This is a genomic window from Ruegeria sp. C10 (assembly GCF_056537805.1).
Map to the genome: position 1 here is coordinate 1 of NZ_JBQFSC010000012.1, position 598 is coordinate 598.

1 pseudogene is annotated in these 598 nt (G+C 52.7%); it reads left to right on the forward strand.

The annotated features are described in order from the left end of the window. Positions 1 to 3: 3 nt before the first annotated feature. Positions 4 to 598 (forward strand): annotated as a pseudogene (locus tag ACR0DE_RS21315) (IS6 family transposase); the annotation flags it as partial.

The window sequence follows — 598 nt, forward strand, 5'->3', positions numbered from 1 at the left end:
GACCTGCTTCTTTCAAATACTATAAACACCTGTCCTGAGATCATCCGCCTTGCGGTGATGCAGTACATCCGCTTCCCGCTTTCGTTTCGGAATGTCGAAGTTCTGCTGCACGAACGAGGCATCGACGTGAGCCACGAAACTGTCCGCTATTGGTGGATCAGGTTTGGCCCGATGTTTGCCTCTGAGATCCGAAGAAAGCGGGTGCAACAACTGGGCGCATTCTCGAAATGGAAGTGGCATGTGGATGAGGTTTTGTGAAGGTTAATGGCAAGAAGCATTACCTCTGGCGGGCCGCAGATCATGAGAGCAAGGTGCTGGGAGCCGTTGTCACCAAACGCCGAGACAAAGTTGCAGCGCTGAAATTCCTCAAGACATTGATGGAGCGACACGGTAAAGCGGAAAACGTTGTCACAGATCGCTTCGCCTCATATAGAACCGCTTTCAGAGAGCTTGGTACTGACAAAAAACAGAAAACGGGCTGGTGGCTCAACAACTGCGTCGAGAATTCGCACCTGCCTTTCCGACGACGCGAACGCGCCATGCAACGTTTCAGGCGGATGCGAAGTTTGCAGAAGCTCGCCGCCGTCAACTCCTCTGT